This is a genomic window from Pandoraea horticolens (assembly GCF_902459555.1).
Taxonomy (GTDB): domain Bacteria; phylum Pseudomonadota; class Gammaproteobacteria; order Burkholderiales; family Burkholderiaceae; genus Pandoraea; species Pandoraea horticolens.
In genome coordinates, this window is record NZ_CABPSM010000002.1 from 300,157 (window position 1) to 323,963 (window position 23,807).

The 23,807-nt window shown below is 62.0% G+C and carries 23 protein-coding genes; 15 read left to right on the forward strand and 8 right to left on the reverse strand.

Annotated elements, in window-relative coordinates; all coding sequences use genetic code 11:
- The first annotated feature begins 33 nt into the window (after positions 1-33).
- Together yaaA and PHO31112_RS05220 are read left to right on the forward strand one after the other, a co-directional pair.
- On the forward strand, positions 34-813 hold the full coding sequence (gene yaaA / locus PHO31112_RS05215) for a peroxide stress protein YaaA (protein ID WP_010807386.1): 780 nt from the start codon (positions 34-36) through the stop codon (positions 811-813).
- Between the two features lie 65 nt (positions 814-878).
- A complete protein-coding gene (locus PHO31112_RS05220) occupies positions 879-2,027 on the forward strand; it encodes a M14 family metallopeptidase (protein ID WP_150619526.1) in 1,149 nt (382 codons plus the stop codon).
- 83 nt (positions 2,028-2,110) lie between these two features.
- Here the strand turns inward: PHO31112_RS05220 and PHO31112_RS05225 are convergent, their stop codons facing one another.
- Positions 2,111-2,767, reverse strand: coding sequence for a BspC domain-containing protein (locus PHO31112_RS05225; RefSeq protein WP_150619527.1), 657 nt, complete (start codon positions 2,765-2,767; stop codon positions 2,111-2,113).
- Between the two features lie 433 nt (positions 2,768-3,200).
- On the opposite strand from PHO31112_RS05225, the gene trmB reads away from it, so the two are divergent.
- Positions 3,201-3,911, forward strand: coding sequence for a tRNA (guanine(46)-N(7))-methyltransferase TrmB (gene trmB / locus PHO31112_RS05230; protein WP_150619528.1), 711 nt, complete (start codon positions 3,201-3,203; stop codon positions 3,909-3,911).
- Between the two features lie 103 nt (positions 3,912-4,014).
- On the opposite strand, the gene PHO31112_RS05235 is transcribed toward trmB, so the two are convergent.
- From PHO31112_RS05235 to PHO31112_RS05265, 7 genes are all read right to left on the reverse strand, one after another.
- Positions 4,015-5,193, reverse strand: a complete 1,179-nt coding sequence (locus PHO31112_RS05235; RefSeq protein ID WP_150619529.1) for a DUF2863 family protein — start codon at positions 5,191-5,193, stop codon at positions 4,015-4,017.
- A gap of 134 nt (positions 5,194-5,327) precedes the next feature.
- A complete protein-coding gene (locus PHO31112_RS05240) occupies positions 5,328-5,891 on the reverse strand; it encodes a methylated-DNA--[protein]-cysteine S-methyltransferase (protein WP_150619530.1) in 564 nt (187 codons plus the stop codon).
- Entirely contained in the window at positions 5,888-7,375 is a 1,488-nt protein-coding gene (locus PHO31112_RS05245; protein ID WP_150619531.1) for a DNA-3-methyladenine glycosylase 2 family protein, read from the reverse strand. Before PHO31112_RS05245 ends, PHO31112_RS05240 begins: the two co-directional genes overlap by 4 nt.
- Positions 7,376-7,580: 205 nt before the next feature.
- On the reverse strand, positions 7,581-10,289 hold the full coding sequence (gene acnA / locus PHO31112_RS05250; protein WP_150619532.1) for an aconitate hydratase AcnA: 2,709 nt from the start codon (positions 10,287-10,289) through the stop codon (positions 7,581-7,583).
- A 206-nt stretch (positions 10,290-10,495) separates the two neighbouring features.
- A complete protein-coding gene (locus tag PHO31112_RS05255) occupies positions 10,496-10,984 on the reverse strand; it encodes a hypothetical protein (protein ID WP_150619533.1) in 489 nt (162 codons plus the stop codon).
- 72 nt (positions 10,985-11,056) lie between these two features.
- On the reverse strand, positions 11,057-11,458 hold the full coding sequence (locus tag PHO31112_RS05260) for a hypothetical protein (protein ID WP_150619534.1): 402 nt from the start codon (positions 11,456-11,458) through the stop codon (positions 11,057-11,059).
- Between the two features lie 137 nt (positions 11,459-11,595).
- Positions 11,596-12,579 carry a malate dehydrogenase gene (locus PHO31112_RS05265; RefSeq protein WP_150619535.1) on the reverse strand — a complete coding sequence of 328 codons (984 nt, stop codon included), beginning with the start codon at positions 12,577-12,579 and terminating at the stop codon, positions 11,596-11,598.
- Positions 12,580-12,919: 340 nt separating this feature from the next.
- Between PHO31112_RS05265 and PHO31112_RS05270 the strand changes: the two genes are divergently transcribed.
- The 12 genes from PHO31112_RS05270 to asd all read left to right on the forward strand — a co-directional run bounded on the left by PHO31112_RS05270 (position 12,920) and on the right by asd (position 23,779).
- The gene (locus PHO31112_RS05270) at positions 12,920-13,762 is read left to right on the forward strand and encodes a GntR family transcriptional regulator (RefSeq protein WP_425495157.1); all 843 of its coding nucleotides are present in this window, start codon (positions 12,920-12,922) and stop codon (positions 13,760-13,762) included.
- Positions 13,763-13,947: 185 nt separating this feature from the next.
- A complete protein-coding gene (gene sdhC, locus PHO31112_RS05275) occupies positions 13,948-14,361 on the forward strand; it encodes a succinate dehydrogenase, cytochrome b556 subunit (RefSeq protein WP_010807375.1) in 414 nt (137 codons plus the stop codon).
- A 1-nt stretch (position 14,362) separates the two neighbouring features.
- Entirely contained in the window at positions 14,363-14,728 is a 366-nt protein-coding gene (gene sdhD / locus PHO31112_RS05280; RefSeq protein ID WP_150619536.1) for a succinate dehydrogenase, hydrophobic membrane anchor protein, read from the forward strand.
- A gap of 3 nt (positions 14,729-14,731) precedes the next feature.
- Positions 14,732-16,507 (forward strand): succinate dehydrogenase flavoprotein subunit, encoded by a 1,776-nt coding sequence (gene sdhA / locus PHO31112_RS05285; protein ID WP_150619537.1) that lies wholly within the window; start codon positions 14,732-14,734, stop codon positions 16,505-16,507.
- A gap of 12 nt (positions 16,508-16,519) precedes the next feature.
- Complete coding sequence (locus PHO31112_RS05290) at positions 16,520-17,224, forward strand: succinate dehydrogenase iron-sulfur subunit (RefSeq protein WP_023873897.1); 705 nt, start codon at positions 16,520-16,522, stop codon at positions 17,222-17,224.
- Between the two features lie 10 nt (positions 17,225-17,234).
- Entirely contained in the window at positions 17,235-17,507 is a 273-nt protein-coding gene (locus PHO31112_RS05295; RefSeq protein WP_150619538.1) for an FAD assembly factor SdhE, read from the forward strand.
- Positions 17,508-17,536: 29 nt separating this feature from the next.
- Positions 17,537-18,838 carry a citrate synthase gene (gene gltA, locus PHO31112_RS05300; RefSeq protein ID WP_010807370.1) on the forward strand — a complete coding sequence of 434 codons (1,302 nt, stop codon included), beginning with the start codon at positions 17,537-17,539 and terminating at the stop codon, positions 18,836-18,838.
- Positions 18,839-19,118: 280 nt separating this feature from the next.
- The gene (leuC, locus tag PHO31112_RS05305) at positions 19,119-20,528 is read left to right on the forward strand and encodes a 3-isopropylmalate dehydratase large subunit (protein ID WP_150619539.1); all 1,410 of its coding nucleotides are present in this window, start codon (positions 19,119-19,121) and stop codon (positions 20,526-20,528) included.
- A 55-nt stretch (positions 20,529-20,583) separates the two neighbouring features.
- Positions 20,584-20,712, forward strand: coding sequence for an entericidin A/B family lipoprotein (locus PHO31112_RS05310; RefSeq protein ID WP_010807368.1), 129 nt, complete (start codon positions 20,584-20,586; stop codon positions 20,710-20,712).
- Between the two features lie 121 nt (positions 20,713-20,833).
- Positions 20,834-21,484, forward strand: coding sequence for a 3-isopropylmalate dehydratase small subunit (leuD, locus tag PHO31112_RS05315; protein WP_150619778.1), 651 nt, complete (start codon positions 20,834-20,836; stop codon positions 21,482-21,484).
- 36 nt (positions 21,485-21,520) lie between these two features.
- Positions 21,521-22,588, forward strand: coding sequence for a 3-isopropylmalate dehydrogenase (gene leuB / locus PHO31112_RS05320; RefSeq protein WP_150619540.1), 1,068 nt, complete (start codon positions 21,521-21,523; stop codon positions 22,586-22,588).
- 60 nt (positions 22,589-22,648) lie between these two features.
- Positions 22,649-23,779 carry an aspartate-semialdehyde dehydrogenase gene (asd, locus tag PHO31112_RS05325; RefSeq protein ID WP_150619541.1) on the forward strand — a complete coding sequence of 377 codons (1,131 nt, stop codon included), beginning with the start codon at positions 22,649-22,651 and terminating at the stop codon, positions 23,777-23,779.
- Positions 23,780-23,807: the final 28 nt, after the last annotated feature.

The window sequence follows — 23,807 nt, forward strand, 5'->3', positions numbered from 1 at the left end:
GTTTCTCGTTTTCGCAGGAACGCTGCACCCGATATGATAATTGTTCTCTCGCCGGCCAAATCGCTCGACTACGAAACGCCGCCGCACGTGAGCACGCACACCGTGCCGCAGTTCGTCGACGACGCTGCCGAACTGATCGAAGGCCTGCGTGAACTGAGCCCCGCTCAGGTCGGCTCGCTCATGAGCATTTCCGATCAACTCGCGTCGCTGAACGCCACCCGTTATGCCGACTGGTCGCCTCGTTTCGACACGAGCAACGCCAAGCAGGCCGTGCTCGCCTTCAACGGCGACGTGTACGAAGGCCTCGCCGCCCGCTCGCTGAACGCCACTCAGCTCGACTTCGCGCAGAAGCATCTGCGAATCCTGTCCGGCCTGTATGGTGTGCTGCGCCCGCTCGATCTGCTGCAACCGTATCGACTGGAGATGGGCACGCGTTTCGTCAATAAGCGCGGGCGCGATCTGTATGCGTTCTGGGGAGAGCGTGTGACGCAGACGATCAACGCGTCGCTCGCGGAGCATGCCGAGACGCGCCGCGTGCTCGTGAATCTGGCGTCCGAAGAGTATTTCAAGGTCATCAAGCGCCGCTTGGTCGCCGCACCGGTGATTACCCCGGTGTTCGAAGACTGGAAGAGCGGCAAGTACAAGATCATCAGCTTCTACGCCAAGCGCGCGCGCGGTCTGATGGCGCGTTACGCGATCGAGCGGGGTGTGACCGATGTGCAGCAACTCAAGGCCTTCGACAGCGAGGGCTATGCGTTCGACGACAGCGTGTCGAACGATTCGCTTTGGGTGTTCCGCCGTCGCGTGGCCTGACGCCAGCCGATCCCGGCCCCGTGGCGATGTCACGGGGCTTTTCATTTCCGCCAGCGAGACAAGTCATGACCGTCCACATCAGCAGCAGGTTCGACAGCGGCGCCATCCATGTGGTGAGCGCCGAGCGTGCCGACGACATTCACGTTCGCGTTCCGCAGGACGGCGCCGCAGAGTTTGCGCAGTGGTTCCATTTCCGCGTGCAGGGGGTGGGCGGCACGCCGTGCCGTATCGTGTTCGACAATGCGGGGCAGACGTCCTATCCGCGAGGCTGGGAGAACTACCGCGCAGTCGCGTCGTACGATCGAGTGACTTGGTTCCGCGTGCCGACTTCGTACGACGGCCAGGTCATGACCGTGTCGTTCACGCCCGCGCACGACAGCGTCTATCTGGCGTATTTCGAGCCGTATGCCGAGGAGCGTCATCTGGCGCTGCTCGGCACGGCGCAGAACTCGCCGCGTGTGAGTTCACGCTCACTGGGGCAGACCGTCGACGGGCGCGATATGACGTTGCTTACCGTTGGCGAGCCGCGCGCCGGCAAGCGCAACATCTGGGTGATCGCGCGTCAGCATCCCGGCGAGACGATGGCCGAGTGGTTCGTGGAAGGGCTGCTGCGCCGTTTGCTGGGGGCAGGGGATTGGGCGGGCGATCCGCTCGCCACCGCCGTGCTTGACGAAGCCGTGCTGCACATCGTGCCGAACATGAACCCCGACGGGGCGGCGCGGGGCAATCTGCGCACGAACACAGCGGGCGCGAACCTCAATCGCGAGTGGCTCGAGCCGGATCTGCAACGCAGTCCCGAGGTGTATCACGTGCGTGCGGCCATCGAGGCGGTGGGCTGCAACATGTTTTTCGACATTCACGGCGACGAAGCGCTGCCCTATGTATTTCTCGCCGGGAACGACGGTGTCGAGTGGGCGACCGACGCAGTGCTCGCGCGTGAGAAGGCGTTCGGCGAGCGCCTGAAAGCCGCGAGCCTCGACTTTCAGGACAAGTTCGGCTATCCGCCGGGCAAGCACGGCCCCGAGTCGCTCAAGCTCGCGTCGAAGTGGGTCGCCCGTCGCTTCGGCTGTTTGTCGCTCACGCTGGAAATGCCGTTCAAGGACAACGCAAATCGTCCGGACGCGCAAGTTGGCTGGAGCGGCGCACGAAGTGCTGCCCTGGGGGCGTCGATGCTTGCCGCGATCTGGTCGCAGATGCAGGCCGACAACGCGTAAGGCCTAAGGCAACGTAGGGGCGCAACAAAGCACGACGCGTCATGCGTCGTGCTTCCTTTGGCGAACCAATCGCGTTGATGCGATCAGTTCGACTTCTTCTTCGCCGTGCTCTTCTTGGCCGTGCTGCTGCTCGATTTGGCCGAGGACGATTTCGCCGACGACTTACCGCTTGACGACTTGGCAGTCGTGCTGCGCTTGCCCGACTTCGCGGTTGCGTGAGACGCCTTGCCGCGCGTATTCCCGCGTGTTGCCCGCTTCGCGGGTTGTTCGACCTGCGCCAGCGGCGATGTGTAATCGAAGCCCATCATGCGGCCATCGACGTAGCCACAGCGAATGTGGATGTTGTCCGTCTGACCGTTAGTGCGTTTGCCGACGCCGTCGAGTTCGACCATCTGCGTGACGTCGACGCGTTGCTTGCGGTCGCCGAACGGACCGGACCAGGGGGCGACTTTGGCGTGCTCCGGGTCGAGCGCATGCTCGCCGTACTCGACACTTTCGTAGCCGGGCAATGTGGCGACGACGAAACTGGCATGCGCCGCACAATCGGCCACGAGCGGATCGGCTTGACGGGTGTTGATGAACTGCTCGACCAGCGCGCGATGCTGCTCGAGCGTGAAGGCCTGTGCGGGGGCCGTAAAGGCCGACAGGCAGAGCGGCGCGGCGACGGCGGCGATACCGGCGACCTGGCGCACGGCTCGCAACACGACGCCTGCGGCGCGTTGAAAAAATCGATTCGACATTCTGTAATGAATTCTCGGGGGCGCTAAGGCATTGCAGAGCAATGCGGGCATGCGGTGACTCACCGGGTAAGTCGCTGGCACGCGCCGCTCGCGAAGAGGCTCGGCCGCATTTTGAAAAACAGCGGCGAAGCGGCTCTCATCTTAACCGAAAAAAAGTCGCCGACGCCCGCCGGGTAAGCCCGCAGACATAACATGGCGCGTCGCGAAAGTTACAGCGCGCTACAATGCGTGCCTGACCGGCGCTCCGATGCAGCGACGACCTCGCGCATTTCGCACGAATCGCGGCTGTCCGGCGAGGATAGGGGGCGCATTGTGTCATCGGCTGCCGCAGCGCAATCGCTCGAATAGCGGCGCATTTCGAGGGGTTTCGAGCGATTCGCAAAATTCGCGTTCAGGTATCGCCTTCGCACGCCCTACGTTTTTCTCATTTCGCATGTTCGCAAATTCGCGCACTGTCGACAGTGCTCAAACCGGCCCGCACGACAAACTGGCGGATCTCGTGAACCGTCATCGCAATGCGGTGTTTCGCAAGCCGTTGGCTGCCTATAGTGCGGGCGCGTTCGATGCCGCCATCGCTGCGTGGCGCGACGCCGGGGCCGCACCATTGATCATCGATGCGGGATGTGGCGTCGGTGAAAGCACCTTGCGACTGGCCACACAATTTCCCGATCACTTCGTTATCGGTATCGATCAGTCGGAGAGCCGCATCGTACGCGGCAAAGATTGGTGGGATGGCGCGTGGCCCGAGAACTTCGTATGGGTGCGCGCCGATCTCGTCGACTTCTGGCGGCAGTTGTTCGACGCCGGTATTCGTCCGGCGCGTCACTACATCCTCTATCCGAATCCGTGGCCGAAAATCGGCCAGCTCGCGCGACGCTGGCACGCTCACGCCGTATTTCCCACTGTGGTGGCCCTTGGCGGCGTGCTGGAGTGTCGCAGTAACTGGAGCACCTACATCGACGAATTCGCGCTGGCGGTCGAGTGGCTCAGCGGTGTGCGGCCGGTCGTCGAAGCGTGGTCGCCCGACGCCGCGAGCGTTGCGCCCATCACGCCGTTTGAGCGCAAGTATCTGGCATCGGGGCATGGGCTTCATCGATGCGTCGTGACGCTGCCGCTGTCGTCGCTCACCTCGTCATCGAACTGATTCGGCGGGCGCCTCGCGCGTCACGCCAACAAAAATGGCCGGGCGCAGGTAACGCACGGCCATTTTCTTGCCATCGACACGCGTCATGGCGACGCGATGACGATCAGTGGAAATGCGGACGGTTCGGCTCGGCGTCTTCCGGCATTTCCGCGTGGACGACTTCGCCCACCGGGTCGGGATACAGCGGCACGCCGCAATCGTCGCAATACTCCGGATCGAAACGGCCCGGATGCTTGCGAATCTCGGTCACGCCGCAGGCCTTGAGCAGGTCGGCGACTTCGTCAAGCGCGCCGCCTTCGACTTCGCCGTTCTCACGGCCATACAGCGGCCACACGACACCGTAGATGACGTCGTTGCTGCCGCGCTGTGTGAAGCCGATGCGGTACTCGTCGATGTTCTGCTCACCGAAGCCGGCGACGACGGCGCGCAACTCGGCCGGGGTAAGCGTCAGCACGTCTTCGAGATAGCGCAGCGCCGTACGGATCGTGTGAGGACGAATGCGCTCGTCTGCCTCGCGGCAACTCGCGTAATACGCGTCGGGTAGCAAGCATTCGATTTCGCAACCTGGCAGTAGCGCATTCAGATTCGGCCCACCCTGAGCCGACCATGCCTCCTGACATTGGCCACGCTCTGCGTGACGGGCGCCGTCTTCCTGCCAACGGAACATCGGCGCTCCCCTGGGGACCGAGACGGCCGCCAGCAAAAAGCGCGGGTCGGCAAGAATCGGCGCCGTCTCCGGCAGATCGTTGCTCGGCTGCTTGACTTCGGCATTGTCGACGGCCGCACGCACGAGTTGCTGCGTGACTTTCCACGATTCGCAATGCGTGCGCGGTAGTTGATCGATGCTGTAGAGATACGGCGAGATGGCTACGCGCGCCGATTCCGCGAGCACGTGGGCGTGCAGATGGGCGCGAACGGGCATGAGCGCGTCGGTCTTCACGGGGCCGGAGGGGATCGCGTAACGCGTCCAGGCGAGGATCGGAATGGCGACGAGCAAACCGTCCCACACCTGACCTTCAGCTTCCGGCTCGGCGGATTCGCTTTGCGATTCGATCAGGTCCGCCAGCGCGCCATAAGCCTCGCTGTGGTTGGCCTGAAGGTGATCGAGCGCCGCGTCGATAGCCGGCTGGTTGCCGGTGCGCAGCACGCGCGTGAGCAACGTGTCGAGCTGGGCTTCCCAGAAGCGGTCTTCGATACGGCTGCCGGAGGCGGCAAGCGCAAGCGCGTGGCCGACCAGTTTTTCGGCGTCGGGAGTCAGTCGTTTGGCGGTGCGTGAGCGCATAGTGTGTAAAGCAGAAATGCATGAACTCACGATTGTACGGCATGCGTGAACGCGATTGATGGGACGCTTGCACCAATCGCGTTGTCCCGGGCCGCGCGCTCACCCGGCGCCGCGACACCGGCGGCCGGATACCGTCAGAAATCGAACGCGAGATTTGCCGGCGCCGACAGCCTCGTGCGACGCGTCGCCCCCGTGCCTGTGCCGGTGACAGAGGCCAGCGCGGCGCCTTCGAGCGTGAGCAGCGCGAGCTTGCGCTCGACGCCGCTGGCATAGCCGGTGAGGGTGCCGTCCGCGCCGATCACGCGATGGCAGGGAACGATGATCGTTATCGGATTGCGCCCGTTGGCGGCGCCGACGGCGCGTGATTTGTTCGCGTCGCCCAACGCGTGAGCGAGATCGCCATAACTGCGCGTCTCGCCGAACGGGATGCGGCAAAGCTCCGCCCAGACACGCTGCTGGAACGGAGTGCCTTCGGGGGCCAGCAGCAGTTCGAAGGTGCGGCGTCCTTCGTGAAAATACTCGTCGAGTTGGCGCTTTGCGTCGTTGAGCAGGGCAAGATCGTCGCCCTCGCGGCGTACGTCCTCGTCTTGCGGAAAGTACTTCTGATGCGAGAAATACACGCCGGTGAGCGCGTCGCCGTTCGCGACGAGCAGCATTTCGCCCAGCGGGCTGTCGTAATACGTTTCGTAACGGGTCATGTACCCACCTCCTGCAAAGTCTCGACCGGCTGGCCGGCCGGCCCCTGCGCCGCCGCCCGCCAGATGTGCAGCGCTGCGTACGCGCGCCACGGTGCCCACCGGGTCGCGCGTGCGGCGACGGCACGTCCATCGGCCACGCCAAGCGCCTGACGCAGCACCAGGTCGTCGACAGGTATCGCATCGGGCGAACCAAGGGCACGCATGGCGATGTACTGCGCTGTCCATGGTCCGATGCCCTTGATCGCGAGCAGCGCCTTCACGGTGGCTTCCAGTGGCGCTAGCGGGTCAAGCCGCAGGTGGGCATCGACGATCGCCTGCGCGACCCCGTGAATGGCGGCAATTCGACTTCGAATGATACCGGCTTCGCCCAGTGCCTCGGGGGGCACGGCGAGCAATTGTGCGGCGCTGGGGAAGGTGTGCGTCAGACCTTGCACCGGCACGGGCAGGGGCGTGCCGAAGTGTAGTGCGAGCCGCCCGAGCAAGCGCCGGGCGCCCTTGACCGTGATCTGCTGGCCGACGACGGCGCGCACGGCCATCTCGAAGCCGTCGATGGCCCCCGGCACCCGTAGACCCGGTGTCGCTGTGGCGAGCGGCCCGAGATGCGCGTCGATGACGTCTGGACGCGCGCCCAGATCGAACAGATGGCGCAGCTTGCCCAGCACCTGCGGCACGCTGCCGGCCAGCACGGGCGGCAACGTCACTTGCAGTGCGTGACGATCCGGCAGCAGCGTGACGCGGCACCATCCGGCGACCGTATGCCCGTCTTGCCGTTCGATACTCAGTGCGCGCGTGTAGACGTCGCCCTCTCGTAGTTCGACACCTTCAATCGCCCGGTCGCCCAGAAAGTCGAGCAGCGCGTGCCAAGCGAAGGGCGGCCGGTAGGCAAGCTGGAAGACGAGATCGGCGTCGGGCAGGGCGGCGTGACGAGCATTCAGGCGAAGCCGGCTGGGGGCGAAACCGTAACGCGTCTTGAACAGGCCGTTGAAGCGTCGAACGCTGCCGAAGCCGGAGGCGAGGGCGATCTCCGTGACCGGCAAGGCGGTATCGGTGAGCAGGCGCTTGGCGAGCAACAACCGTTGCGTCTGCGCGTACTCGACGGGAGAGACACCGAATTCGTCGGCAAAGATACGGCGCAGATGGCGCTCCGTGATGCCGATGCGGGCAGCGAGGGCCGGGAGCCCGGCGCGGTTCAGGAAGCCTTCGTCGATCATGGCCGCGGCGGCATCGGCGAGTTCGCGGCTGGCATCGAAACGTGCGCCGCCGGGCGCGAGTTCGGGGCGGCACTTCAGGCAAGGGCGATAGCCGGCTTTCTCGGCAGCGGCGGCGCTGCCGTAGAACGCGCAGTTTTCGAAGCGCGGCGTGCGAACGTTACACACGGGGCGGCAGTAGATGCCAGTGGACGAGACGCCGACGAAAAACCAGCCGTCGAAACGCCGGTCGCGAGCGGAGACGGCCTTGTAACAGACTTCGGGGTCGAGCGTCATGGGCGGGCGGCCGGCAGGGCAGGGGCGGAGAGCATGGCTGTCACTCTACGCGCAAGACCGGGGCGGTGCTAGTCATTTCCGGACATGACAACGCCCTGTGCGCGACCGTCGCCAATAACGACAAAACCCGGCGCGAGGCCGGGTTTTGTCTGCCGCCGGACGGCGAATCGTCGTCCGGCGGCGTGAGTCACTACCGAACCGCCAATCAGGCAGCGGCGAGCAGTTGACGCAGCACGAACGGCAGGATACCGCCGTGCTTGTAGTAATCCACTTCGATCGGCGTGTCGATACGCAGCAGGACTTGCACCTTTTGCGTTTCGCCGTTCTTGCGATGGATCACCAGCGTGACATCCTGTTGCGGCTTGATGTCGGCCGTCAGACCTTCGATGTCGAACGTCTCTTCGCCCGTGATGCCCAGCGACTGTGCGCTGTCCGAGCCCTTGAACTGCAGGGGCAGCACGCCCATGCCGACCAGGTTCGAGCGGTGGATACGCTCGAACGAACGAGCGATGACCGCCTTCACGCCCAGCAGTTGCGTGCCCTTGGCTGCCCAGTCACGCGACGAACCGGTGCCGTACTCTTCGCCGCCGAACACCACCGTGGGGGTGTTTTCGCCGACATACTTCATGGCGGCGTCATAGATCGACAGCTGCTCGCCAGTCGGCTGGTGAATCGTCAGGCCGCCTTCGATACGCGAACCGTCTTCCTTCGCCGGGATCATCAGGTTCTTGATACGGACGTTGGCGAACGTGCCGCGCATCATCACTTCATGGTTGCCGCGACGCGAGCCGTAGCTGTTGAAGTCAGCCTTGAGCACACCGTTTTCGAGCAGCCACTTGCCTGCCGGCGACGTTTCCTTGATCGAACCGGCCGGGCTGATGTGGTCGGTCGTGACCGAGTCACCGAACACGCCTAGGGCGCGTGCGCCGTGGATCGGCTCGATATCGGTCTTCGGATCCATCGCGAAACCGTCGAAGAACGGCGGCTCGGCAATGTAGGTCGACGCCGGCCAATCGTAGACCTGGCCCTTCGAACCCTTGACCTTGGCCCACAGCGGGCTCGGCTCCTTCACCGAATCGTAGTTGGTCTTGAAGACCTTCGCGTTCATCGCGAACTTCATCAGCTTGTGGATTTCTTCGCTGGTCGGCCAAATGTCGCCCAGGAAGATCTCACGGCCACCGCGGCCCTTGCCAACCGGCTCGGTCATCAGGTCGCGACGCACATTGCCGGCAATGGCGTAGGCCACGACGAGCGGAGGCGAAGCGAGGAAGTTGGCGCGGATGTTCGGGTGAATACGCGCTTCGAAGTTGCGGTTGCCCGAGAGCACGGCCGCCGCGACCATGTCGTTCTTCACGATCGTGTCGTTCAGTTCGGCCGTCAGATCGCCGGCGTTACCGATACAGGTCGTGCAACCGTAGGCCGTCACGCCGAAGCCCAGCTTCTCAAGGTACGGCAGCAGGCCGGCGGCTTCGAGGTACTCGGTCACCACTCGGCTTCCCGGGGCGAGCGACGTCTTGATGTGCGGCGCCACCTTCAGGCCGGCTTCCACGGCCTTCTTGGCCAGCAGACCGGCGGCGAGCAGCACGCTCGGGTTCGAGGTGTTCGTGCACGACGTGATGGCCGCGATCAGCACGTCGCCGTTGTTCACGTCGATGCCGCTGTCGGTCTGGTAGGTCGTGTCGAGTTGTTCTTCGGTCTTGTTGAAGCCGTTTTCTGCCACCGGCTTCGTGAACAGATCCTTGAACGTCGATTTCACGTTACCGATTTCGATACGGTCTTGCGGACGCTTCGGACCGGCCAGCGACGGCGCGACCGTGCCCAGATCCAGCTTGAGCGTCTTCGTGTAGTCGATGTCGTTCGATTTCGGAATACCGAACAGCTTCTGCGCCTTGAAGTACGATTCGAAGGCGTCGATTTCGCTCTTCGTGCGGCCCGTGCCCTTGAAGTAGTCGATCGTCTTTTCGTCGACCGGGAAGAAGCCCATCGTTGCGCCGTATTCCGGTGCCATGTTTGCGATGGTTGCGCGGTCCGGCAGCGCCAGGCTGGACGTGCCTTCGCCGAAGAATTCGACGAACTTGCCGACGACCTTCTCGCGGCGCAGCATTTCCGTGATCGTGAGCACCAGATCGGTGGCCGTCACGCCTTCGCGCAGACGGCCCGTCAGTTCCACGCCGACGACGTCAGGCGTCAGGAAATACACCGGCTGACCCAGCATGCCGGCTTCGGCTTCGATGCCGCCCACCCCCCAGCCCACCACGCCGATACCGTTGATCATGGTCGTGTGGCTGTCGGTACCCACGAGGGTATCCGGGTAGAACACGTTGTCCTTCTTGTGCACGCCGCGTGCGAGGTACTCCAGATTCACCTGGTGCACGATGCCGTAGCCCGGTTGCACGACGCCGAACGTATCGAACGCCTGCATACCCCACTTCATGAACTGATAACGCTCGTTATTTCGCTGGAATTCCAGCTTCATGTTCAGGTCGAGCGCTTTCTTCTCGCGGAAGTGATCGATCTGGACCGAGTGGTCGACCACCAGATCGACCGGCACGAGCGGCTCGATGCGCTTCGGGTTTTTGCCCTGACGCTCGGCGACGTTGCGCATGGCGGCCAGGTCGGCCAGCAGCGGCACGCCGGTGAAATCCTGCAGCACGACGCGTGCCACGACGAACGGGATTTCGTCCGTGCGCTCAGCGTTCGGCTTCCAGTTGACCAGTTGCTTGACGTGCTCTTCCGTGACTTTCTTGCCGTCGCAATTGCGCAGCACGGATTCGAGCACGATACGGATCGACACCGGCAGGCGCTCGACATTCACACCCAGGGCTTTTCCCAGTTGGGGCAGCGAGTAGAACTTGCCTTTCTTGTTGCCGCTGAGTTTGAACTCTTTAAGCGTTTTGTGGAGGTTGTGGGCCATGATCTTTCCTTGAGTGATACAGAAAAACGAAGCGGTGGTGATGCGTCTAGCAGGGGGCAGCATCGTGCGGGCACTCTCGAGGGTGCCCGCTGCGACGCCAGTGCGCCGGGTGTCCGGTGTACCGGGGACTACGAGTATGGCTGAGGCTGCAGCAGGAAAGCGGCTGGCGCATCATGCGATCAGCGTCCGAGTCGACCGGACAAGCCTCAGTTGGTCACCTTGATCAGTTCGACCGATTGGGTCGGGGCGAGCTTGTTTTGCTCCGCCATCGCTTGCGTCGCGCAATCGTCAGCCAGACGGCTGCCGCCTTCGCGGTGCGTGAACAGCATGGCCTTGGCCGGGATCACGACCAGATCCATTCCGCTTGCGGCATCGTAGAAACGGTCGGCGCCGGTCGTCGTCTGTTGACGCGGCAGCTTGTAGTTACGGCCATCGAAGAACATCGTGAGGATCTGGTCGCGCTTCATGTCGCCCTTGATGAACAGCTTTTGGTTCTCCTTGCAGCTCCATTGTTCCGAGCCCTCGTCCGGTTGCACCGGTGCCGCAGCAACGGTCGCATTTTTCTTGGCCGATGCTCTCTTCTTCGGCGCGGGCTTCTTGGCCGTCTTGGCGGCCGGTTGCTCAGCGGCGAACGCAGCCGGCACAAGGGTAGCGGAACACAGGGCGACCAGTGCGGTCAGGCAAAGCTTTTTCATGGTGAATCTCCAAACAATGGGCGAGAGCCGACAAAAGCGCAGATTATCGTACGAAGTTTGCGTTGTTCGGCGTCACCATACAAATTTTTTCAATTCCTTTCCGCCAAGCACAGCGGGCGGCGGCGGTACGAACCGGCGTCGCTGGAGGGGTGTTGCGGTGCGGAATTCGGCATCACGCCGGATGGGACTACGCAGGCGCATGTTGCCGCCCTTGGGGACGGTCATGACGCGAAGCGGGCGGGATGCTTGGCGAAGCAAACGCTGACGGGGGCGAGAAACGTTGCGCTGCACGGTCTCCGCAGACATTACGCACACGCCGGGCATCCGGTCCGGTGCGCTTTGTGCGGCAGTGAGGCGTTGCATTCGCTTGGCCAAGAAATCGCTCGGTATTCTCGGTATTGCCTGGGGCGGTGCCAGGGTCATGGTGCGATAGACGGCGCGGTCTTTTGCGCTAAATGTCGTCACTTCGATCATAGCTCTGGTCGACACGATGACTGCTGGAATCGTTCCCTCTATCGGGATTGGTTGCGCCGGCACTGGGGGTAGCCGCCGGCGCAGTTTCGGCCCCTTGCGACGCTTTTGGCATCGCGTGGGGCCGAGTCCCCGGGGGATTAGCCCAGCAGATGTGCCACGCCGGCGCGCTCTTCTTCAAGCTCGTTCAGCGTGATGTTCATCTTCTCACGCGAGTAGGCATCGATCTCGAGGCCTTCCACGCGCTTGTATTTGCCATTTTCGCAGGTCACCGGCACGCCGTAGATCACATCTTCCGGAATGCCGTACGAGCCGTCCGACGGGATACCCATCGTCACCCACTTGCCGTTCGTGCCCAGCACCCAGTCATGGATGTGGTCGATGGCGGCGTTGGCAGCCGAAGCGGCCGACGACAGACCACGGGCTTCGATGATGGCGGCGCCGCGCTTGCCAACCGTCGGCAGGAACACGTCGTTGTTCCACACGTCGTCGTTGATCATCGACTTCACGTTCTTGCCGTCGATCGTGGCGAAGCGGTAGTCGGCGTACATCGTCGGCGAGTGGTTGCCCCACACGGCCAGCTTTTCGATGCTGGCGACCGGCTTGCCGGTCTTGGCGGCGATCTGCGACAGGGCACGGTTGTGATCCAGACGCAGCATTGCGGTGAAGTTTTCCTTCGGCAGATTCGGTGCCGACTTCATGGCGATGTAGGCGTTGGTGTTAGCCGGATTGCCGACCACGAGCACCTTGACGTCGCGCTTGGCGACTTCGTCCAGGGCCTTACCTTGCACCGTGAAGATGGCGCCGTTGGCTTCGAGCAAATCCTTGCGCTCCATGCCCTTCGAACGCGGACGGGCACCAACCAGCAGGGCGACGTCGGCATCCTTGAAGGCGACCTTCGGGTCGTCGGTCACGACCACACCAGCGAGCAGCGGGAACGCGCAGTCTTCCAGCTCCATCACGACGCCCTTGACGGCGGCTTGAGCTTGCGGGAGGTCGAGCAGTTGCAGGATGACGGGCTGATCCTTGCCGAGCATGTCGCCATTGGCGATGCGGAACAGCAGGGAGTAGCCAATTTGGCCAGCGGCGCCGGTGACGGCGACACGCATTGCGGGTTTTGCCATGAGAATCTCTCCAGACGTGTACAAATTCCTGCGAAGCTTAAAGTAAGCTCGCCGTCCGGGTGGCTTTTTTGCCAGGCTGACAGCGCCGCGTCACATAAAGCTTCTAAAATTCCTTGACCTACGGAAGCTTGCGGGCTGCGGGGTGTGCTGCCGTTGACGAGTGCGAAGCACCGGACTCTCTTATATGATAGCCGTGCTGCGGCTGCAGGCCCCTGTTAGCCCGCGTCAGTGTAGGAGCCGTCACAACGAATGTCAACTCTATCTTATGTCTTATATAAGACATAGGATTATTGCTGTTATTCGATGGACGAAGGCCTTGATTTGTGGTCAAATCGCCGCCATGAATGCGAACGTTCGCGACACATCCAACACTACGCCGCCTGTCGATGCCCCGCAGCGACAGGACAGCACGCGCGACGCCGCACCGGCCTCCCAGGCCCCGCAGGGTGCCGCCGCCCCGGGAGCGTCGCCGACCTTCAGTCCGCTGTATCAGCAGATCAAGGGGCTCATTACGCAGAGCCTGCAGGCCGGCGAATGGAAGCCCGGCGAAATCATTCCCAGTGAAGTCGATCTGGCCGCCCGCTATAAGGTGAGTCAGGGAACGGTGCGCAAAGCCATCGACGAGTTGGCCGCCGAGAATCTGCTGGTGCGCCGGCAAGGGCGCGGCACGTTCGTCGCGACTCATCATGAAGACCGGGTGCAATTCCGGTTTCTGCGTCTTGCGCCCGATTCGGGCGAACCCCATCATCCGCCCAGTCGCCTGATCGAATGCCGCCGCATGCGTGCGCCGGCAGAAATCGCACGTCAGCTTGATCTGCGTGCGGGCGATGGTGTCATTCTCATTCGCCGCATGATGGATTTCTCGGACCGTCCGACGGTGCTCGACGAAATCTGGCTGCCGGGCGCGCTGTTCCGCGGATTGACGGCAGAGCGGCTCAATGATTACAAGGGGCCGATGTACGGCCTGTTCGAGGATGAATTCGGTACCCGCATGATCCGTGCCGTGGAGAAAGTCCGCGCTGTGGGCGCAGACGACGTGACTGCGGATCTGCTCAAGGTGCCGAAGGGGTTCCCGCTGCTGAGTGTGGAGCGCGTTTCCTACACTTATGGGGACAAACCGGTGGAAGTGCGCCGGGGCTGGTACGTCACCACGGAACATCACTACCAGAACGAATTGAGTTGAGAGGGCAGGGCGACTTCTCAGGTGCGAGCCGGCGTCGTGGCCGGTGAGTGCCTGAAAGTCTAGGCATGAGGGGCGGCGTGTCGTGCGCCGTTAGCGGGAATTTCCGGAGCATTGGAACCGGTATGGTGCAACGCACTAGAATCGGCGCTAAAATCCGGGGCTGATGTAACTACATGGGGTCTAGCATGGCTGAAGTGGTAAAAAAAGAGCGGCCAGTCTACAGGAATATCGGTATCGGACAGATTGTCACGTACCGTCTCCCGCCGGCTGGTATCGTTTCCATTCTGCACCGTATTGCCGGTGTGATCTTGTTCCTTCTGTTGCCGTTCGCGCTTTATTTGTTCGAACAGAGCCTCACGTCGGAACTCAGCTTCGACGTTCTGCGAAGCATCGCCTCCAACTGGTTTGTCAAACTTGTCATCCTGGCATTGTCGTGGGGCTTCCTGCACCACTTCTGCGCCGGCTTGCGCCATCTGCGCATGGACTTCAATCACGACGCGGTGAGCAAGGAAGGCGGTAAGAATTCGGCAGTGGTCGTTCTGGCCGTGTCGCTGGTGCTGACGCTGGCCGTCGCCCTCAAGCTGTTCGGAGCGTTCTAAGATGGCACAGAACAATATCGGTTCGAAGCGCCTTGTCGTCGGCGCGCACTATGGCTTGCGCGACTGGATTGCGCAGCGCATGACTGCGGTCATCATGGCCGTGTACACCGTGATCCTGTTGGTGTGGTTCTTTGCCGCCAAGGATTTCTCCTACGAAGGCTGGGCTGGCATCTTCGCGCATCAGTGGATGAAGCTGGCCACGTTCGTTACGCTGCTCGCGCTGTTCTATCACGCGTGGGTCGGCGTTCGCGACATCTGGATGGACTACGTCAAGCCCGTCGGTGTGCGACTGGCGCTGTACGCGCTGACGATCGTCTGGCTGCTGGCTTGTGCCGGCTATGCCGCACAGATTCTGTGGAGAGTGTAAAGAATGGCTGCAATTAAAAATTCGCTGCCGCGCCGCCGCTTTGACGTCGTCATCGTGGGCGCAGGTGGTTCGGGCATGCGCGCGTCGCTGCAACTGGCCAAGGCCGGTCTGTCGGTGGCTGTGCTGTCCAAGGTGTTCCCCACCCGTTCGCATACCGTTGCCGCTCAGGGCGGCATTGGCGCTTCGCTCGGCAACATGAGCGAAGACAACTGGCATTACCACTTCTACGACACGATCAAGGGTTCCGACTGGCTCGGCGACCAGGATGCGATCGAGTTCATGTGCCGTCAGGCACCGAACGCCGTCTACGAGTTGGAACATTTCGGCATGCCGTTCGACCGTAACCCGGACGGCACGATTTACCAGCGCCCGTTCGGCGGCCACACGGCCAACTACGGCGAGAAGCCTGTCCAGCGCGCTTGCGCGGCCGCTGACCGTACCGGTCACGCCCTGCTGCACACGCTGTATCAGCAAAACGTGGCAGCCAAGACCCACTTCTTCGTGGAGTGGATGGCGCTCGATCTGATCCGTAATGAAGAGGGCGATGTCCTCGGCGTGTCGGCACTGGAACTCGAAACCGGCGACGTCTACCTGCTCGAAGGCAAGTGCACGTTGTTCGCAACTGGCGGTGCCGGCCGTGTGTACGCCGCTTCGACCAACGCGTTCATCAACACCGGTGACGGTCTGGGCATGGCCGCGCGTGCGGGCATTCCGCTCGAAGACATGGAATTCTGGCAATTCCACCCGACCGGCGTGGCCGGCGCGGGCGTGCTGATTACCGAAGGCGTGCGCGGCGAAGGCGGTATTCTGCGTAACTCGAACGGCGAGCGCTTCATGGAGCGTTATGCTCCGACGCTGAAGGATCTGGCGCCGCGTGACTTCGTGTCGCGTTCGATGGACCAGGAAATCAAGGAAGGCCGTGGCTGCGGCCCGAACGGCGACTACGTGCTGCTCGACCTCTCGCACATCGGTGCCGAGACGATCATGAAGCGCCTGCCGTCGATTCGCGAAATCGCGCTGAAGTTCGCCAACGTCGACGCGATCAAGGAACCGATTCCCGTCGTGCCGACCATCCACTATCAGATGGGCGGTATTCCGACGAACTACAACGGTCAGGTCGTCCTGCAGAAGGACGGCGCATCGACCCCGGTCAACGGCTTCTACGCTGTGGGCGAATGCTCGTGCGTGTCGGTCCACGGTGCGAACCGTCTGGGCACGAACTCGCTGCTCGACCTGGTGGTGTTCGGCCGTGCGGCCGGCAACCACATCGTCGACTTCGTGAAGAATCACGGCGACCACAAGCCGCTGCCCGCCGATGCCGGCGAGAACGCACTGGCGCGTCTGGGCCGTCTGGAAGCCTCCAGCTCGGGCGAGTACGCACAGGACATCGCCAACGACATCCGTGCAACGATGCAGAAACACGCGGGTGTGTTCCGTACGTCGGATCTGCTCAAGGAAGGCGTGGACGAGATCAAGCAAGTGGCCGAGCGTGTGTCGCACGTCCACCTGAAGGACAAGTCGAAGGTGTTCAACACGGCGCGTATGGAAGCGCTGGAAGTCGACAACCTGATCGAAGTGGCCAAGGCCACCATGATCGCGGCCGAAGCCCGCAAGGAAAGCCGCGGGGCGCACGCGCACAGCGACTATCCGGAGCGCGACGACGCCAACTGGATGCGCCACTCGCTGTTCTTCAGCGAAGGCAACCGTCTGGATTACAAGCCGGTGCAGTTGAAGCCGCTGACCGTCGACTCGGTTCCGCCCAAGGCGCGGACGTTCTAAGGGATTCGCAAGATCATGAAACGCATTTTTGAAGTCTACCGCTACGATCCGGACAAGGACGCCGCACCGTACATGCAGACCTACGAGGTCGAACTCGACGGTCACGAGCGCATGCTGCTCGACGCCCTGGTCAAGCTCAAGAAGCTCGACGAAGGCATCGCCTTTCGCCGCTCGTGCCGCGAAGGTGTGTGCGGTTCGGACGCGATGAACATCAACGGCAAGAATGGTCTGGCCTGCCTGACCAACATGAACGATCTGCCGAACAAGATCGTTCTGAAGCCGCTGCCGGGTCTGCCCGTCATTCGCGATCTGATCGTCGACATGACGCACTTCTTCAACCAGTACCACTCGATCAAGCCGTACCTGATCAACCCCGAGCCGGCACCGGAGAAGGAGCGTCTTCAATCGCCCGAGCAACGTGATGAGCTTGATGGCCTGTACGAGTGTATTCTGTGCGCATCGTGCTCCACGTCGTGCCCGAGCTTCTGGTGGAACCCCGACAAGTTCGTCGGCCCGGCCGGTCTTCTGCAGGCCTACCGCTTCATCGCCGACAGCCGCGATACGGCGACCAGCGAGCGTCTGGACAACCTGGAAGATCCGTATCGTCTGTTCCGCTGCCACACGATCATGAACTGCGTGGATGTGTGCCCGAAGGGTCTGAACCCGACGAAGGCCATCGGCAAGATCAAGGAGCTGATGGTGCGCCGCGCCGTCTGACCAAGCGATCATGCCGGATACCAATCACCAGTCCGATCCGGTCAAGCGTGCCCGCCTTCGCTGGCGGGCACGCCGCGGTTTGCTGGAAAACGACCTCATCCTCGAACGATTCTTCGCCAGGTACGAAGCCTCGATGACTGACGAGGATGTGGGCGCCCTCACGAAGCTGCTCGATTTGAGCGACAACGATTTGATGGATCTGCTACTAGCGCGTAAAGAGCCCGAGGCGGATCTGGACGGGCCGGACGTGCGGCGCCTGTTGGCGCTTTTGCGTGCCGTGTAGGGGTTTAAGTATTTTTTTGAGGAAGCGATATGACTCCGTCTGATGTTAAAGCCACCCTATCTTTCTCTGACGGTTCGCCCAGCGTCGAACTGCCGATCTATCAGGGAACGATGGGCCCGGATGTAATCGACATCCGCAAGCTGTACGGCCAGACCGGCAAGTTTACGTATGACCCGGGCTTTATGTCGACGGCGTCGTGCAATTCCGCCATCACCTACATCGATGGCGACAAGGGTGAACTGCTGTACCGCGGTTACCCGATCGAGCAGTTGGCCACCAACTGCGACTTCCTCGAGACCTCGTATCTGTTGCTCAAGGGCGAACTGCCCAACGCAAAGGATAAGGAAGAGTTCGTCAAGACCGTGACCCGTCACACGATGGTGCACGAGCAGATGAACTTCTTCTTCCGTGGTTTCCGTCGCGATGCCCACCCGATGGCGGTGCTGACCGGTTCGGTCGGTGCATTGTCGGCGTTCTATCACGACTCGCTGGACATCAACAATCCGACGCACCGCGAAGTCTCGGCCATCCGCCTGATCGCCAAGCTGCCGACGCTCGTCGCCATGGCGTACAAGTACAGCATCGGCCAGCCGTTCGTGTACCCGCGTAACGACCTGTCGTACAGCGCGAACTTCATGCGCATGATGTTCGCCAACCCGTGCGAAGAGTACGAAGTCAACGACGTGCTGGTGCGCGCCCTCGACCGTATCCTGATCCTGCACGCCGATCACGAGCAGAACGCTTCGACGTCGACCGTCCGTCTGGCCGGTTCGTCGGGTGCGAACCCGTTCGCCTGTATCGCTGCCGGTATCGCATGTCTGTGGGGCCCGGCGCACGGTGGTGCGAACGAAGCCGCGCTGAATATGCTCGAGCAGATCGGTTCGCCGGATAAGATCCCCGAATTCATCAAGCAAGTGAAGGACAAGAACTCGGGTGTGAAGCTCATGGGCTTCGGTCACCGCGTGTACAAGAACTACGACCCGCGCGCCAAGCTCATGCGCGAGACGTGCTACGAAGTGCTCAACGAACTCGGTCTGCACGACGACCCGCTGTTCAAGCTGGCCATGCAGCTCGAGAAGATCGCTCTGGAAGACGAATACTTCGTGTCGCGCAAGCTGTACCCGAACGTCGACTTCTACTCGGGTATCGTTCAGCGCGCGCTCGGCATTCCGACGTCGATGTTCACCTGCATTTTCGCCCTGGCACGTACCGTGGGCTGGATCGCGCAGTGGAACGAGATGATCGGCGAGCCGGATCAGAAGATCGGCCGTCCGCGTCAGCTGTTCATCGGCCACACGCCGCGCGAAGTCGCGTCGATCGACAAGCGCTAAGCCTGTCGAGGCGTCCGGCACGGCCCCTGCTTGCCGTGCCGGCACCGCAACCTTGCCGAATCGGCAAGGCGGTGCGGCCCGCAACGCGCCCTCGTTGCGTTATATTCGAAGCCACGGCACAAGCTGCCGTGATTCGCACAAATCCCCGGTTGATCGTGCGTTTACCGCCCGGTTTCCCGGGGATTTTGTATTCCGCCGGCGCGAAAGCGCTATGGCATAATCAAAAGTTCACAGAACGATATTTGTTCTCGGAACGATAATTTAGCCCCGCGTTTTTATCATGGCCAAGACGCTGTATGACAAATTGTGGGATGCACATATCGTGCATACCGAGGACGATGGCACTACGTTGCTCTACATCGATCGTCACCTGTTGCACGAGGTGACCAGTCCGCAGGCGTTTGAGGGGCTAAAACTCGCGCAGCGTCCGGTCTGGCGTCTTTCCGCCAATCTCGCAGTGTCGGACCACAACGTGCCGACCACCGATCGTACGCAAGGCATTGCCGATCCGATTTCGCGTTTGCAGGTCGACACGCTCGATACCAACTGCGACAACTTCGGCATCACCCAATTCAAGATGAACGACGTGCGTCAGGGCATCGTGCACGTGATCGGCCCGGAGCAGGGCGCCACGCTGCCCGGCATGACGGTGGTTTGCGGCGACTCGCACACGTCCACGCATGGCGCGTTCGGCGCGCTGGCGTTCGGCATCGGCACGTCGGAAGTCGAGCACACGCTCGCCACGCAAACCTTGCTCATGAAAAAGAGCAAGAACATGCTCGTGAAGGTTGAGGGCACGCTGCCGCGCGGTTGTTCCGCCAAGGACATCGTGCTGGCCGTCATCGGCCGGATCGGCACTGCGGGCGGCACGGGCTACACGATCGAATTCGCCGGCTCGGCGATCCGCTCGCTCACGATGGAAGGTCGCATGACCGTGTGCAACATGGCTATCGAGGCCGGTGCGCGCGCCGGTCTGGTGGCCGTGGACGATACGACGATCAACTATGTGAAGGGCCGTCCGTTCGCGCCTACGGGCGTGGAGTTCCAGCAGGCCGAAGCCTACTGGCGTACGTTCCACACCGATCCGGGGGCGCATTTCGACCATGTGGTCGAGATCGATGCGAATGCGCTGGTTCCGCAGGTGAGCTGGGGAACGTCGCCGGAAATGGTCGTGAGCATAGAAGACCGCGTGCCCGATCCCGAGAAGGAGAAGGACCCGGTCAAGCGTAGCGCCATGGAGCGCGCGCTTGAGTACATGGCGCTCACGCCCGATACACCGATGGCGAGTATCAACGTCGACAAGGTGTTCATCGGCTCGTGCACCAACTCGCGCATCGAAGATATTCGTGCGGCGGCTTACGTCGTGAAGACGCTCGGCCGTCGTGTGGCGTCGAATGTGCGCCTGGCGATGGTGGTGCCGGGCTCGGGGCTGGTGAAGCGTCAGGCCGAGCAAGAAGGGCTGGATCAGGTCTTCAAGGCCGCAGGCTTCGAATGGCGCGAACCGGGCTGCTCGATGTGTCTGGCGATGAATGCCGACCGTCTGGAGCCGGGTGAGCGCTGCGCGTCGACCTCGAACCGCAACTTCGAAGGCCGTCAGGGCGCGGGTGGGCGTACGCACCTCGTGAGCCCGGCGATGGCTGCGGCGGCTGCCATCGAAGGTCATTTCGTCGACGTGCGACGTCTCATCTGACGCTTTAGCATCGGTTTAACCGTCGTTTGACATCGTTTTTGACAGAGAAAGAATCATGAAAAAACTGTGGATGCTGATCGGTGCGGTGCTGGTGCTGGGTGTGGCGGGTTGTAACACGATGGCGGGCCTCGGCAAGGATACCCAAGCCGCTGGCTCGGCCCTCGAGAACGCCGCGAAGAAGTGATGCGACGGTGCGTGTCGTGCGGGCAAGCGCCTCGCGCATGCGCCTACGAAATTTCCGGCTTTGACGGCTCCGGTTTTCCGGGGCCGTGCGTAGCCGAACTGTTTTGATCAGGTGGTTCATGATGGAAAAATTTACTGTCCATACGGGGTTGGTGGCACCGCTGGATCGCGAAAACGTCGATACCGACGCGATCATCCCCAAGCAATTCCTGAAGTCGATCAAGCGTACGGGCTTCGGCCAGAATCTGTTCGACGAGTGGCGTTATCTCGATGTCGGTCAACCGGGGCAGGATTGCAGCACGCGTCCGCTCAATCCGAACTTCGTGCTGAACCAGCCTCGGTATCAGGGCGCGACGATTCTGCTCGCCCGCAAGAACTTCGGCTGTGGCAGCTCGCGCGAGCACGCGCCGTGGGCGTTGCAGCAATACGGCTTTCGCGCCGTCATTGCGCCGAGTTTTGCCGACATCTTCTTCAATAACTGCTACAAGAACGGGCTGCTGCCGATCGCGCTGTCCGAGTTGCAGGTTGACCATCTGTTCAACGAGACGGCAGCGTTCAACGGCTACCAGTTGACGATCGATCTGGACAAGCAGGCAGTGGTGACGTCCGATGGCCGCGCTTATGCGTTCGATATCGCGCCGTTCCGCAAGTACTGCATGGTGAACGGATTCGACGACATCGGCCTGACGCTGCGTCACGCCGACAAGATTCGCGCCTACGAGGCCGAGCGGCTCACGAAGCAGCCGTGGCTCGCAACGCGCTTGCCGGGCTGAGTCCCGAGCACTCAAGGCTCAATCCAAGGAGATTGCATGAAAATCGCTGTGTTGCCGGGTGACGGCATTGGTCCGGAAATCGTGACGGAAGCCGTCAACGTGTTGAACGCACTTGGCGAAAAGTTCGAGCTGGAAGAGGCGCCCGTCGGCGGCGCTGGCTATGCGGCCACGGGGCACCCGCTGCCGGACGCCACACTCAAGCTCGCGAAGGAGGCGGACGCCATTCTGTTCGGTGCCGTGGGCGACTGGAAGTACGATTCGCTCGAGCGTGCGCTGCGTCCCGAGCAGGCGATTCTGGGGTTGCGCAAGCATCTTCAACTGTTCGCCAACTTCCGTCCTGCCATTCTGTACAAGGAATTGGCCGACGCGTCGAGCCTGAAGCCGGAAATCGTGGCAGGGCTGGATATCCTGATCATTCGCGAGCTGAACGGTGACATTTACTTCGGTCAGCCGAAGGGTTTCCGCCAGTCGCCGGACGGTGCTTTCGAAGGGGCGCGCGAAGGTTTTGATACCATGCGCTATAGCGTGCCCGAAGTGGAGCGTATCGCGCACGTCGCATTTCAGGCCGCAGCCAAGCGTGACAAGCGTTTGTGCTCGGTCGACAAGGCCAATGTGCTAGAGACGTCGCAACTGTGGCGTGACACGATGATCGAGGTCGCGAAGCAGTATCCGGAAGTCGAACTGTCGCATATGTACGTCGATAACGCCGCGATGCAACTGGTCAAGGCGCCGAAGAACTTCGACGTGGTGGTGACTGGCAACATGTTCGGCGATATTCTCTCGGATGAGGCGGCCATGCTGACGGGCTCGATCGGCATGCTGCCGTCGGCGTCGCTCGATGCCAACAACAAGGGGCTGTACGAACCGTCGCATGGTTCGGCTCCCGATATCGCCGGCAAGGGCGTGGCCAATCCGTTGGCGACGATTCTGTCGGCGGCCATGATGCTGCGTTACACGTTCGGCCTCGCGGAACAGGCCGACCGCGTGGAGAACGCAGTGAAGAAGGTGCTGGCGCAAGGCTTGCGTACACCCGACATCTGGCGGGAAGGCGCAACCAAGGTCGGTACGCGCGAAATGGGCGCGGCGGTCGTCGCCGCGCTTTAACGCCGACGGGGCGTCGTGAGACGCCCCTCTGCGCAATTGCAACGATAAGAGAGTGGATAAATGAAAACCGTAGGTCTGGTAGGTTGGCGGGGCATGGTCGGTTCGGTTCTGATGCAGCGCATGCAGCAGGAGAACGACTTTGCTTTGATCGAGCCGGTGTTTTTCAGCACCAGCAACGCGGGCGGCAAAGCCCCGTCGACGGCGAAGAACGAGACTTCGCTGAAAGACGCCAATGATGTCAACGAGCTGAAAAAATGCGACATCATTATTACCTGCCAGGGCGGTGACTATACAACCGAGATCTTCCCGAAGCTGCGCGCTGCGGGTTGGAACGGCTATTGGATCGACGCAGCCTCGACGCTGCGCATGAAGGACGATGCCATCATCGTTCTCGATCCGGTCAACCTCGATGTGATCAAGAATTCGCTGACGAAGGGCACCAAGAACTTCGTCGGCGGCAATTGCACCGTGAGCTGCATGCTGATGGGCCTGGGGGGTCTCTTCCAGCACGGTCTGGTCGACTGGCTGACGTCGATGACGTATCAGGCTGCATCGGGCGGTGGCGCACAGCACATGCGCGAACTGCTCACGCAGTTCGGCAGCATCAACGCAGAAGTCAAGGCGCTGCTGGACGACCCGCACTCGGCCATTCTGGAGATCGACCGTAAGGTGCTCGCGAAGCAACACGCGCTCACCGCCGACGAGACCAAACAGTTCGGCGTGCCGCTGGGCGGTAACCTGATTCCCTGGATCGACAAGGATCTGGGCAACGGCCAATCGAAGGAAGAATGGAAGGGCGGAGCCGAGACCAACAAGATTCTGGGGCTGGGCGACGGTTTCCCTGGTACGCGCGCCATTCCGGTGGACGGTCTGTGCGTGCGCATCGGTGCGATGCGCTGTCACAGCCAGGCGCTGACCATCAAGCTTACGAAGGATGTGCCGTTAGATGAACTGACCGACATCATCGGCCAGGCCAATGACTGGGTGAAGGTGGTGCCGAACACACGTGAGGCGTCGGTGAAGGATTTGACGCCTGCCGCCGTGACCGGCACGATGACCATTCCGGTGGGCCGTCTGCGCAAGATGTCGATGGGGCCGGAGTACCTGTCGGCATTCACGGTGGGCGATCAACTGTTGTGGGGCGCAGCGGAACCGCTGCGTCGCATGCTACGCATCCTGCTCGACGCTTGAGCGTCGACGCGTATTGGTAAGGCGTGAA